Genomic DNA, 12285 nt, shown 5'->3' with positions numbered 1-12285 from the left:
CTCCTCTCGACACGCTCACATCATTTTACCATAGCCTGTCTTGCCAATCCAAGTAAGATAAGATGGCTTCCTCGCTATGGGTCAGTTCGAATATATTTCCGGCTTCAATACGCCGACATATGGCAAATTGCGGTATTTCTCCGCGTAGTCCAGCCCATAGCCGACGACGAAGGCGTCCGGTATCGTAAAGCCGGTGTAATCCGCGTTCAAATCGACCGTCCGTCGGCCCGGTTTATCGAACAGGGCGACGACGTTGACGGACAGCGCGTTCCGGCGTTCCAGCACGTCGATCAAATAGCTTAAGGTTAAGCCGCTGTCGATAATATCTTCGACGATGAGTACATCGCGGCCTTCCACGGATACGTCCAGATCCTTGACGATTCTGACTTCGCCCGACGATCTGGTGGAGTTGCCATAGCTGGAAACGGCCATAAAGTCCAGTTCGATCGGAATCGAGATATTTTTGGACAAGTCCGCCATAAAAATAAAAGCGCCCTTCAATACGCAAATCACGAGCGGATTGCGTCCTTCGTAATCGCGGCTGATCGCCGCGCCAAGCTCCTGTACCTTCTGCTGAAGCGTTTCTTGCGAGTAAAGAACTTCTTGAATGTCGTTTTGCAAAGAAGGTGCCTCCCAGTGAGATTTATTACACGGTATGATGGCTTTACTCCGATCATGCCCTAGTTTTCCGCTTCGTACGTCGCGCGAAGCGTTATTCGAGTATCCTCGCGGACAAGAGCGTGATCCGATCGCCGCAATCCGGGAATCCACAGAACGCGGCCGTCGTCGTCCGCCAGCAGCGGAACCTGATCGCGCCGCGAGCGCGGCACTTTGGCATCGACGAACATATCTTGCACTTTTTTGGTGCCGTTTAGTCCGTAGGGCCGCATCGCGTCGCCTGCCAACCGGCTGCGGACAAGAAGCGGATAGCTCAGCTCCTCCGCATCGAAGCACGCTTCGTTGCGATTGCCGTGCAGCCCCTGTACGGCGCCTTCGAGCCGCTCCAAGCGAAGGCTTCCTCCCGTCTCCGGGATGGCTACCTCAGTCGTGCGCTCGTCGGCGGAATACGCGAAACCGCTCGTCTCGAACCGTTCGGGCCCGATATAGGCCACGTCGTATTCCCTGCTCAGCACCCAACCGTCCCCGATGTCCACCCGAACCGTTGTCGGGCGTTCTTGCGACAGCAGCTCCAGAATCTCCTCCACAAGGCGAAAATCCAGCATTTGGCGCGGGTTCGCGGAACAGTTTAATATTAATTTAATCACTCTGCGTTGTAAAGCGACGTGAAGGCTGCGGAACCGTCGTCGCTCCAACCGGAAGCCGTCTCTGTACGGAGTCGCCGCTTCGCGGAAAATGCGCGCGGCCTGCTCTTCCATATAATTATCGTCTGCCGCCGCCATTTCGGACAGTCTGGCCAGCGAATCTCTCAGCCGCGGATTGTACCGCTCCAGCGCCGGCAGCACGTCTAGCCGAATGGCGTTGCGAAAATAATGCCGGTCGGCATTGCTGCTGTCAACCGCGTAAGGCACCCCGTTTCGCTTACAATACTCCAGAAGCTCACATTTGGTTATACGCAGCAGAGGGCGAATCAGTTCCAAATGATCTTCCCGCCTCCGATAAGAAATGCCGGCAAGCCCTCCGATACCGGTTCCCCGGATCATTCTCATCAGCACCGTCTCGGCCTGGTCGTCGGCATGATGAGCAGTCAATAGATAAGAGCTGCCATATTTATCGGCGATCCCGCGCAGGAAGGCATACCGCTTTTCTCTAGACGCGCTTTGGGCGTTCAACCCTGTCTCCTCGATATAGTCGGGCATTCCTAGCGACGTCGACTCGAAGGCAACCCCCCAATCGCTCGCCGCCCGACGCACCAGCTCCCCTTCCGCATCGGACTCGGCGCCCCGAAACTGATGATTCGCATGGGCCGCAACGACGCGCAGCGACTCCGTCTCCGCCATCTCCTTCAGAAGATGCAGCAGCGCCATCGAGTCTGGGCCTCCGGAGACGGCGGCTACGACCGTTCCGCCCGCGCGCAGCCATCCGGCTTCGCGCCCCAGCGCTTTGACGTCCTCTATCCAGGTTTCATGCTGTCGCACCGCCATGTCTCCTTTCAATCCAAGAGCCAGATCGCCGCCAACGTCAAGCTGAGCACGATCGCGGCTCCGAGCAACCCCGCCATCCACCCCGGAACCCGGTCTCCCGCCGGCTTCGGCTGCTGCGAGACGCGTACGGCTTCCCGCCATTCGCGGCTCGATTCGCGGGCATTGGCGAACCGGCCGTTAAGCGCCTTCTCCATCCACTCCTCTACCGGTTGAAGCCGGGGATTGCTTTTGACGAGCTTCATCAGTTCGCTAGGATGGCGGTTCTGCGGAATCAACGTGCGGGTAAGCTGAACAAGCCTCTTCCCGTCCAGCGCATGCAGCCAGAGAATTCCGACCGCGAACAGATCGTAAGCCGGGTCCGCTACGCGGCTCCCGGCGGACCAATATCCTCGATCGTAGATTTCCGTAAACTGACGCACGCTGCGTCCGATTGCCGAAGCGCCGCCATAATCGACAAGCTCTACTTTTCCGTATTCTCCGACCAATATGTTATCGCTCTTAATGTCGCCGAACACCCAACCGGATTCATGCAAGCGAGACAATCGCTCCAATAGGCGATAGCCGATTACGCCCATCCAGTGAGCCCCCTGCTCCTTTAGATAGGTTCTCAGAGGGATTCCGGCAACGTATCTCATCACATAGAACGGAACCTTTCTTCCGTCGATGATTGCATCGTCGACATCAAGCAGAAAGGGCTGTTTCTCTTTGGCGGAGTGATCCAGCGAAGTCAGAATGTTCACTTCTCCTTGAAGCTCCGCCGCCTCGTGGCCGATCTTGATCGCGCAATGCGTTCGCGGACTCGCGAAAGCCAAATAGACTTGGCCGTTGGAGCCCCGTCCGAGCAGCCGTTCCAAGCGATAGCTTTTCCCGTTCCATTTGCCGCGTATTTCCGTGCCCTTGGCCAGTGTCTCTATTTCAGACGACGTAGTCACTCCGCACCTCGCTCGAACCGCCGCCCGAAACGCGCGGCTCGTCTATAAGCTCTATTTTGCTTATTCTACCACAAGTCTCGCGGATATAATCAACCACCTGCAGCAAAGCGGGGCCTGTCGGAGTCGTTCCTCGCATGCGAATCTTGCCGAACAGGGAACCGAGATTGGAAGCGTTGGAATGCCAACCGGCGTCCATCACGCAGTAGGAGTATTGGGAATCTCCCGGAAAATGAAACACGGACACCCGGCTTCCGCCCGTTCGGGCCTGCAGGCTCAGCGTCAAGTCCCGGATCGCCTCCTCTACGGCGTGCAGCTTCGGCTTCATGCTGGCGCTGGCGTCGATCAACAGCGCAACGGAGAGAGACATCGTCTCTTCCATCTCTTCCATTACTTTGACGACCTCGCCCCGTTTAGTCGGAGGCAGCGACCCGACGTCGTTCACTCCGAACAGCTGGCGAAGCTCCTGATTAACCGCCTGCCGGATCGTGCCCGCTACCGTCTGACGCGTCATCATCTGCACCGTTTTGGACAGCTGCGGACTCGTAACGATCTGGCTGATTCCTCCGCCGGCCCGCGCAATCTCGGCAATCTCCGCCGCGCCGTATTCGCCGATCGTCCCTTCGTCCACCACGCCCGCCACGTTAACCGTAATCCCTTCCGCGTACGCCTGCGCCGCCGCCGTCACCGGACTTTCCCCGACATTAGAACCTCCGTCCGTAATCAGCAAGATTTGTTTCATCATCGCGTCACTCCTCCTAATTCGTTAAAAGCGATTCAGAACATCTCGATTGCAATTTGCCGTTGAATCGCTCTATTAGCATTTAGTAGAAGTGTCGCCCAAAAATGCGAGATTTAATCTTTATTGAGCCGCAAAGTCTTTTACAGACAATTGCCGTAGAGTTCCAGGAGCGAGGGGGGGTGTGAGGGGCTATGAGGAAAATGAGCTTGGCCGATATTCAAGAGCAGAAGCGCAGATGCGATGCTGCGGTTCGGGGTTCCAGCGATCATTCCATTCACTTGTTCCGCACTCGCTGAAACCCGGGAGGATCGCCCCGCACGAGAAGCGAATGAAGCTCTCGAATGTCTTACGATGAAGGATAAGTTTGAAAAGATGCTTCATGCGGCGGCTATTATGACGGTTAGCAAAACATTAAACCGATTATCCAGTGGTTAGAGCATGCCCTAAAGGAAAAAACTATCGATTAAAAACTCCGAAAACCCCTGATGCTACAGAGGCTTTCGGAGTTTCTTCGTATCAATGCCCCGTCGATACGCGGCGCCAAGGAACTTTCTTGGCCTTCGCTCCTCGGCTTGGGTCCGCTACTAAAACACAACCCTGGATTGCGGAGCGACAAATTTTAACTTTAACCTGTCAACATTGGCCCTGCCTGATCCTTACTCAGCTCACCGTCCTTGGCCGCTCCATGCGGGAAAGTCCCGGCCAGCGGAAGGAGGCCCATTCCGGACGGTGACGCGATATGCGCGTAACGACAACGGTCATATCGTCCTTAATGCCGCCGGGGTATTGGCGCAGCGCCATGTCGAGCAGCGAATCCGCAATCTCCTGAGGATCGTCCTCATCCAGCTCCTGCAGCACCCTTTTCATCCACTGTTCCTTATTGACCGCATGACCCGGCGCGTCCAGAATGCCGTCCGTCATCATGATCAGCGTATCCCCGGGCTGCAGTTGGACCCGCAGCAGGTCGATCTCGATATCGTGCAGAATGCCGATCGGCAAATTGTTCGCCGCAATCGGAATAATCTCCCGCCCCCTTCGAATAAAGCTTGGCGTCGAACCGATTTTGAGCATCGTCGCATGCGCCGTGTACAGATCGATCAAAGCCAAATCCACCGTTGCGAACATCTCGTCCGGCGAACGAAGCAGCAGAATCGAATTAACCGACTTCACCGCCAGCCGCTCATCGATTCCCGATTGCAGCAGCTGCTCCAGCATCGACAGCGCCGCGCTGCTCTCCGTCCGTGCCCTGACGCCGTTACCCATGCCGTCGCTCAGCGCCACCGCAAACTTGCCGTTGCCAAGCTCTACCATGCTGAAGCTGTCTCCCGACAGCAAATCGCCGTCCTTTGCGGCTCCCGCCACCCCCGTCTCCACCTCGTATAGCTTGGCCGAAGAGAACGACACCGTGCTCAAATGAGCGGCCGGCTCACCCGTTCTCTCGCTGCTTACCGTCACCGTCTCTCCTAGAATCTCCGTCAGGAGCGGCGCAATCATTTTGCGACACTCGTCGTACCCGGTGCGGAAAGCGTGCGTCATCTCAATTTCGATATGTCCCTCCTCCAGACTCAAAATATCTATACTCTGAATCGCCAGCCCCAGATGGTCGAGGGCATCCCGGATTTGCCTCTCTTGGGCTTCCATCTGTTTGGCTTCGCGACGAATTTCTTTGACGAGGTCATCCATGACCTGGGAAACTCCGGACAGCTGGTCGGCCACGAGAAAACGGCTATCCTGCAGCTGCTGTCGCCAATGCAAGTCATGGCGATAAATTTCATACTGCCGCTTCATCACGTCGAGCACGAGCGGCGTTTTGATGCATACCCGATTCCAGGACTTAGGAAGCTGCGCCGCCATCAGATCGGGATTGTGCTCCACCGCGGTCATCATATCGGTCATCAGCTTATACGTCTGAATAAACTGGCTGTCCCAGCACATGTTCCGACGATGGCAGCCGGCGCATGCCCGCTCGTGCACCTCATTGACGAAGTGGTCAAAATCGCGGTTTTGCGCGGGAGCGTCCCCTGCTTGCGTCATTTGGCGGAAGCTGCGAGACAGCTGACGGAACACTTCGGAAAATTTCTCTACCCGCTCGGCCGTCAAATCTCTGACTTTCTGGGCATATTCCTGCTGGTGCTGAGCATAGGTTGTAGTACCCGGAACGAATCGGGACAAAGACTCCGTGACCGATCGGGAAGTGAACAGCAGCAGAACAGATGCCGTTACCGTCGCCCATGTCGAGGCCATCGTATCGGCTGCAGTCGCTCCGAACAAAGCGAATACCGATGTGCCGAGCAGCAAGCCGAACACTGACGCGGCTTTGCCTCCTTCGCGCAGCAGGCCGGCCATTAACCCGCCGAAAGCAAGCAGGCCGATGTCCGCCGTCGCTCCCAAATTGGACAAGCTCAGGATCATGCCGGAGATGACGCCAGCCGACGTTCCCAGCGCGGCTCCGCCGACATAAGCGCTTACCGCTACGAAATATCTGGATAGTATCCCGGCCAAAGCGACTCCGTAAATCTCCCAGCCGGTTAATCCCGTAAGCAGACAGGCGAGCAAAATCGCCGCACCAATCCATTCTTCATGCCGCAGCTCGGACGTCTTCCTCGTCCGTGTCAGTACAGGCAACGCATGAACGAATAATAGAGTAAGCACGAAAGCGAGCGCCGCCTCAACAAGCGTCAGCAAGTAAGGCATCCACCCGGCGCTCTCGGCGAGCAATACGGCAAACGTCTTAACAATCAACGTGGACGCGAATACGACAACAGGCGCTTGGGACAGTTCGGCTTTCTCATACAGCGCCAAAGCGCGATATAGAAGATAGATGACGCCGATCTCCGCACAGATCGCCGCCGGCATCGGATCGAGCGACCAGAAGCTGCCGGCCGTCAAGGAAAGCATCGCCCAGAAAGCCATATCCCTCCGCAAGTAGATCACAACTCCGAAGAAAGCCGCCGCGAACGGCGCGATCCCCTCCAGCATGGACGCCCTTCCTAGCAGAAAACCCGCCGCGATAATCAGAAGCACCCATTGCCGCTCTTTGACGGCCTCCATCCACCTGAGCAGCAGAGCTGACCTCTGAGTTGCTCCTTCGGAAGCTTGCGCGGAACGTTTCCGCTTTTTGAACCAACTGTTGCGCCCTTGATCCGGAGCAATCGACGGTCCGGTCCCGATACGAGGGACGAAAGGAACGACGGACGGCTTGTCCATGATGCACACCCCATTTACAAGATTGAATTGTGTCCTTAATTATAGGCGGGGGTTTTCATGAAGTTTGTCAGAAACAGTTGCCGGATAAAAAGTTTTTTCCGACAGAATCGGTGGGGCTTGGGCGACGGTCTGCGCGAATCGGCGAAACCTTCGGCGCTCATGGGCTTGTCCGCGATTTCCGGGAGTTGCCGTCCCGGTATTCCTTTGATTTGCGACAGCGAAAAAATGCGTTCATCCGACGGGGAATGGCGCTCCGCGCGATCCATCTCCGACGCAAAACCGCGCAGCCTTGCCGGATGATCGCGAAGGGTGCGGACACAGAACGACGCAAGCCGGTCGCCCTCCCTCGCATCTCGAATAACACAGCAAAGCCGGAACCACGAGGGTCCGGCTAAAATAGTTTTCGGCATAGCTTATATCTTACGAACGACGTCCTCCGCGTCCGCCACGTTTGGATTCGGTGCTTTTCTTAAGAGTAGAAATTCGTTCTTCGCTATCCTTGAGGAAGCGAGACAATTTGTCATCAAAAGAGGGAGACCTTCCGAAACCGCCTGGTTTGGAGGGACGACCGCCGCGATCACGGGGTCCGCGTTGTTGCGTTTGTTGCGAGTACTGCTGCTGTTCCGGCGGTTTGTCCACGGCTTGACGAATGGACAGACCGATCTTGCCGTCTTTGTCCACATTAATGACCTTGACCTTAACCATGTCATTAATCTTCAAATGCTCGTGAACGTCTTTCACATAGCTGTCCGCAATCTCCGAGATGTGAACGAGTCCCGTCACGCCGCCCGTCAGATCGACGAACGCTCCGAAATGCGTAATGCCGGTAACCTTGCCCTCCAGTTTGGTTCCCACTTCGATGGCCATAAAAACCGATGTTCCTCCCTGAACCTGAGTATGCCCGGACGTGATATGTCCAGTTATGAAAATTATAAACGACAAGCGGAAGCAAGGTCAACAGACATTAGACTACCCGTCCGGCTAGCCCTGATGTTTGCCCTGATGTTACTTCGTCTTGATCGGCACTTCTCCCGGCAATCCGAGTCCGTGCTCTTTGCGGGCAAGCTGCCCGATATATTCGTCATCGTTCAAACGCGCAATCTGTAACTGCAGTTCCTCATTCTTCGCTTGGGCGTCGGTAAGCTTGAGATTGACTTCTTCCAACTGACTTGCACGATCGTCAATCTGTCCGGATTGAACAATCAGCACGTAGCCGGCCCAACTGAGAAATAAAACAACGACAAACAACAGCAATTTCAACCTTCTGCGTGCGCCCGCTACTGCAGGGGTCGCGGTCATAGTTTGCGAAGCCAACCCAACGCCTCCTTCCCAAGCATGCTTGCGCTCCCTGGAGAGCGCGACGCGAACATTATAGCACATTATCGCTACGGAGAAATATCCACCTTCGGATGCAATTGCGGCAAGAACGATGTCGAACTAAAGGAACACGAACGTCATGCGAACACTAACTTTTTTTGCGGAAAATATCTCTGATCTGCCTAATACGCTCGCGAAATCGGACGTAGGCGCGCACGACGGGAGCCAGCTTCTTCCTTACCGGGAGAAGCTTGAACCACAGCCAAGCGCCAAGCCCGGCCAACGGTTTGAACAGCAGCTTCCCCGTCCATAACAGCACAGCCGCCGTTACGACGAATACAATATCCAGTAGCTTGGCCAACAATCGGACAACCCAAAGCAAGGGAACGATCAACAGCGCTCGCACGAGCCGCCATAGGAACAGCAACAGCGATTTGATGATGTCGATCAGCCTGCTCGTAAGCCGAACCATCCACGAGCTCAGCAGTCCGAAGTAACCGGTCACGCCGATTCCGAGTCCGAGAAAAACGTACATCCGGACTTCTCCTTGATTGCTGGCGAGCAGCACCGCGAACACGCCCAAGGTGGCGGCCGCCCAGTAAGCCGCATCCAGAGCGGGAAGAAGCCAGCGCGCGACGTGGAACCGATGGGAAGCGACGCGGTAGACGTCGAAGACCAGTCCCATAGCCAGACCGCAGAGCATCATGGTGGCAATCGTCATGCCTTGAGACGCCGCGTTCACTTGAACAACTTCCCGAACAGACCCTTGGATTTCGCTCCCGCCGTGCTGCCGTCCAGGTAGACGAGCGAATGGATCGTTCCTTCAATCGACACGAGCCCTTGGTCCAGGCTTAAGTTCTTCATATGCAGGTTCTGCCCGCGAACGGTCAAAAAGCCGCATTCCGTCTCGAGCAGAAACTCCTCGTTGTCGAAGCTGTCCACGTTGCTGACGCCCGTCAGATCGAGCGTTTTGCGATTCAGCATCCGAACTTCCTGGTGCTTGGCACCCTTCGCATGTTCCATGGAGCTCCCCTCCCCAGCTAGCGGTAGTTCAAAAAGTCCAATTTTGATCACGAAGCATCCCAAGAAGCAGACTCGACCGAACTTTTTGAACACATATTTAAGACTAGCCTATGGGGAAGGGAGCTAAATTAGAACCGGACTCGGCCTAGCGAATGACGACGCACACCGGCTTGCTGACAGTCAGCTCGGCTCCGGCGAAAACGGGCAAGCCCGACTGAGGCTCGATACGGAACAGGACGACCGAGTCCGAGTTCTGGTTCGCCGCGATCAGCCATTGTCCGTCCGGAGACAGCGCGAAGTGTCGCGGAAACTTGCCGCGCGTCGAGACGTAGCCGGCGGGGTTCAGCTTGCCCGACTCGTCGACCGCGAGAACGCCAATGCTGTCGTGTCCGCGATTGGAGACGTATAGGAAACGTCCGTCCGGCGATACGGCGATCTCGGCGCACCAGCTCTCTCCCGCGAAAGATGACGGCAGCGTGGAAATCGTCTCTTCTCGAGTCAGCTTGCCCTCTTCGTAGGCGAAATGGGTCACGGTGCTGTTGAGCTCGTTAACGGCGTACAGGGCTTTGCCCGACGGATGAAAAACAAGATGGCGCGGGCCTGCGCCCGCCTCGAGAGAAGTCGCGTCATGCGCCACCCACTGGCTTCCCTCCGTATCCCGGGCATAGGTCATGATCTTGTCCATGCCAAGATCCGCAACGAACAAATACTGCCCGTCCGGGCTGAAGGTGGCGGAATGCGGATGGGGTGCTTGCTGCCGATCGGCATCCGGGCCCGATCCGGTATGACGGAAGCGAATCGACGGAGGCCCCGGACGCTCATCCGCACGTACCGGATACAGCATGATGGATTCCCCGCTATAGTTGGCAACGGCCAGCCAATCCTCCTCAGGCGTGAGCGACAAATGGCAGGGATGAGCGCCATGAGTCGGATGGTATTGGCCCGGCCCCAGCTTGCGCGTCTCCGCATCAATCGGGAAGGAAGCCAGCTGTCCTCCCTCCGCTTTGTCGCCGTCAACGTCAATATGCTCTTCCACTTCGCTGACCGCATAAAGACGGGTTCCGCTCTTATTCACGCGCAAAAACGACGGATTCTCGATATTCCCATACTCCGCCGTCTTCACCAGCTCAGCCGTGTCCGTCAACAGCTCCGCCCTCGTAATTCCGACTTCATTTTTGGCGCCGTAGGCGCTGATCCATATTTCGAGAGCTTTAGTCATCTCTTATTTCTCCTTTTGGAGGAAAATGGGACTTTCTATTAAAGAGTCGTACCGAAGGATGATCGATCATCTTGTATCCCCCTTCATATGGGATAGCCCCATTATTATACAACATTTAGCAGTTATTCCGTAGGGGCAAGACTAGTCTGCAGCCTTATTTAAGGATTGCTTTTACAAAAATAGCCCTTGAAGACTTCGGATTTCGTCATGTATGGGTGACTCCGGCTATTTCTGCCTCGAATCCAGCTCGTGTACCTTGGCTCAAGCAATTGCCTCAGCTTCCATCACATTCCACCTCAAGATTGACACTTGGGCGTTCGCCAGCCCCCGTTCGGGACTTTCACCCTAGTGATAACGCCCATGCTGGGCCGTACCATAAATAAGAAACCCTGAAAGGCATCAGCCAATCAAGGTTTCTTTCGGTTATTAACTCTTCTGATGTTCTGTTTTCGCTAAATCAATCGCCACAGCTAACTTAATTTGGAATATTTTACTCAACCTTTTTTGGAAATCCTTCAGATTATAGGTTTCAATTAAAGGAATTTCCGAATGATTGACTCTGCTTATTTCAACTTTAGCAATCTTATCAAGGTCAACTAAAATAGTGAATATATCCTCGCCTTGTTCAGGTGTCCAATTCAATATATATGCACTTTTTACTTCTCCAAAAGTAGTTCTTAACACATTCAGTATTGCTTCTGCTTTACCGCCTTGAGCCGAAACTATATTTGAACCTTCTAACTCCTTTCTGAATTCCTGTTCCTGTTTGCTTCCAATCAGTTTCATTTTATCACCCCTGGTGTAGCAGTAACTAGATTCCCATACTTATCGGTTAATACCGTCATAATATTTGTAGGCGAACCACTAAACTTGTCTATACCTATGTTTGAGTCTAATGTAACCTCCCTTACATATCTAGCCTGTTTTTCAATGGTCCCATCTGCTAGCTTGATGTCTGAGTATAAAACTCTTGAAACTGGAGTGCTTACAACTTCTTTGCTTTGAAGAATGCCCTTTAGTTCATCAGGTGTAATTGTAAATTGGGAAGCATTCTTTGAAGGGTTAAAATGCCTATCCAATACGTGATTAAACCCTGCCCCTTCCTCGGCAGTTCCATTTCTTAAATTTATTCTCGATTGAACTCTAGGGGGCATTCCATCAATCTTAATCGCCGCGTCAGGCACCTCTTTAACTATAGCATCCTTAGGACCTTTAGGAACTTTAGGAACTGCTTTACCCATCCCCCTGGTCACAAGAGCAGGTAATAAAAGACCTCCAGCATATTTGAAGATGGAGTCGGAATCGCCATTTACCACCATTTCATTAAACTCTGCGATTAGTGCTTCTGCTTCCCGCCTTTTCTTTTCAGGATCGGTTGTGAGGGCCTTCATCCTCTCGTAATCTCCAGTAACAAAAATCTTCCCCGTTTCATACAAGCCTTCCCCAGTTTCGACTAAGCTGTTCACTCCGCCTTCGACAAAGCTTGCTGTCCCACTTGCAACTTTCGCCTTTGCCTGCTCGATTTTCCTAATTATCTCAAACGGGTCGATACTGCTGAAGTAGTAGATGAACTCGAATTAGATTTCGTTTGTTTACCGCACTCTAAATCTTGACATTCAAACTTGGCAATGTTAACCAGCGATATAATTTGGTCATAAGATATTTTCTTCTTTTCGCTTACTTGAGTAATAAATTACAGACCGGTTTCGGAGTCAAAGAATTCGCCCGCGTAGCGGATGAAGCAGT

At 54.2% G+C, this 12285-nt stretch carries 12 protein-coding genes; all 12 read right to left on the bottom strand.

All coding sequences use genetic code 11. From position 1 onward, the window contains the following. Positions 1-81: 81 nt before the first annotated feature. The 12 genes from hpt to J4772_RS36805 all read right to left on the bottom strand — a co-directional run bounded on the left by hpt (position 82) and on the right by J4772_RS36805 (position 12005). Positions 82-621 carry a hypoxanthine phosphoribosyltransferase gene (gene hpt / locus J4772_RS00735; RefSeq protein WP_116063212.1) on the bottom strand — a complete coding sequence of 180 codons (540 nt, stop codon included), beginning with the start codon at positions 619-621 and terminating at the stop codon, positions 82-84. A gap of 59 nt (positions 622-680) precedes the next feature. Beyond that, positions 681-2096, bottom strand: a complete 1416-nt coding sequence (tilS, locus tag J4772_RS00730; RefSeq protein WP_209073767.1) for a tRNA lysidine(34) synthetase TilS — start codon at positions 2094-2096, stop codon at positions 681-683. A 14-nt stretch (positions 2097-2110) separates the two neighbouring features. Then, positions 2111-3034: a serine/threonine protein kinase gene (locus tag J4772_RS00725; RefSeq protein ID WP_246016675.1), complete on the bottom strand. Its 924-nt coding sequence runs from the start codon at positions 3032-3034 to the stop codon at positions 2111-2113. Further along, a complete protein-coding gene (locus tag J4772_RS00720; RefSeq protein WP_116063316.1) occupies positions 3018-3773 on the bottom strand; it encodes a vWA domain-containing protein in 756 nt (251 codons plus the stop codon). The genes J4772_RS00725 and J4772_RS00720 overlap by 17 nt, the downstream gene beginning before the upstream one ends. A gap of 660 nt (positions 3774-4433) precedes the next feature. After that, the gene (gene spoIIE / locus J4772_RS00715; RefSeq protein WP_209073766.1) at positions 4434-6980 is read right to left on the bottom strand and encodes a stage II sporulation protein E; all 2547 of its coding nucleotides are present in this window, start codon (positions 6978-6980) and stop codon (positions 4434-4436) included. A 420-nt stretch (positions 6981-7400) separates the two neighbouring features. Then, on the bottom strand, positions 7401-7847 hold the full coding sequence (locus J4772_RS00710; RefSeq protein ID WP_116063217.1) for a S1 domain-containing RNA-binding protein: 447 nt from the start codon (positions 7845-7847) through the stop codon (positions 7401-7403). Between the two features lie 138 nt (positions 7848-7985). Beyond that, positions 7986-8294 carry an FtsB family cell division protein gene (locus tag J4772_RS00705; protein ID WP_181917919.1) on the bottom strand — a complete coding sequence of 103 codons (309 nt, stop codon included), beginning with the start codon at positions 8292-8294 and terminating at the stop codon, positions 7986-7988. Positions 8295-8445: 151 nt separating this feature from the next. After that, positions 8446-9039: a spore cortex biosynthesis protein YabQ gene (gene yabQ, locus J4772_RS00700; RefSeq protein WP_209073765.1), complete on the bottom strand. Its 594-nt coding sequence runs from the start codon at positions 9037-9039 to the stop codon at positions 8446-8448. Beyond that, a complete protein-coding gene (gene yabP, locus J4772_RS00695) occupies positions 9036-9320 on the bottom strand; it encodes a sporulation protein YabP (RefSeq protein WP_116063220.1) in 285 nt (94 codons plus the stop codon). Before yabP ends, yabQ begins: the two co-directional genes overlap by 4 nt. Before the next feature lie 145 nt (positions 9321-9465). Continuing rightward, entirely contained in the window at positions 9466-10539 is a 1074-nt protein-coding gene (locus tag J4772_RS00690) for a lactonase family protein (protein WP_209073764.1), read from the bottom strand. 426 nt (positions 10540-10965) lie between these two features. Further along, the gene (locus J4772_RS00685) at positions 10966-11325 is read right to left on the bottom strand and encodes a hypothetical protein (RefSeq protein ID WP_209073763.1); all 360 of its coding nucleotides are present in this window, start codon (positions 11323-11325) and stop codon (positions 10966-10968) included. After that, complete coding sequence (locus J4772_RS36805; protein ID WP_247740963.1) at positions 11322-12005, bottom strand: hypothetical protein; 684 nt, start codon at positions 12003-12005, stop codon at positions 11322-11324. Before J4772_RS36805 ends, J4772_RS00685 begins: the two co-directional genes overlap by 4 nt. Positions 12006-12285 lie beyond the last annotated feature (280 nt).

This window comes from Cohnella sp. LGH, from assembly GCF_017671885.1.
Taxonomy (GTDB): Bacteria; Bacillota; Bacilli; order Paenibacillales; family Paenibacillaceae; genus Cohnella; species Cohnella phaseoli.
The sequence above is the reverse complement of the archived record's forward strand: the minus strand, read 5'-3'. Positions and strand labels throughout refer to the sequence as shown.

Bases quoted from the DNA above. Each gene is read 5' to 3' on its own strand.
- yabP (WP_116063220.1), bottom strand. From the start codon at position 9,320: ATGGAACATGCGAAGGGTGCCAAGCACCAGGAAGTTCGGATGCTGAAT.
- J4772_RS00690 (WP_209073764.1), bottom strand. From the start codon at position 10,539: ATGACTAAAGCTCTCGAAATATGGATCAGCGCCTACGGCGCCAAAAAT.
- J4772_RS00685 (WP_209073763.1), bottom strand. From the start codon at position 11,325: ATGAAACTGATTGGAAGCAAACAGGAACAGGAATTCAGAAAGGAGTTA.
- J4772_RS00710 (WP_116063217.1), bottom strand. From the start codon at position 7,847: ATGGCCATCGAAGTGGGAACCAAACTGGAGGGCAAGGTTACCGGCATT.
- spoIIE (WP_209073766.1), bottom strand. From the start codon at position 6,980: ATGGACAAGCCGTCCGTCGTTCCTTTCGTCCCTCGTATCGGGACCGGA.
- J4772_RS00720 (WP_116063316.1), bottom strand. From the start codon at position 3,773: ATGAAACAAATCTTGCTGATTACGGACGGAGGTTCTAATGTCGGGGAA.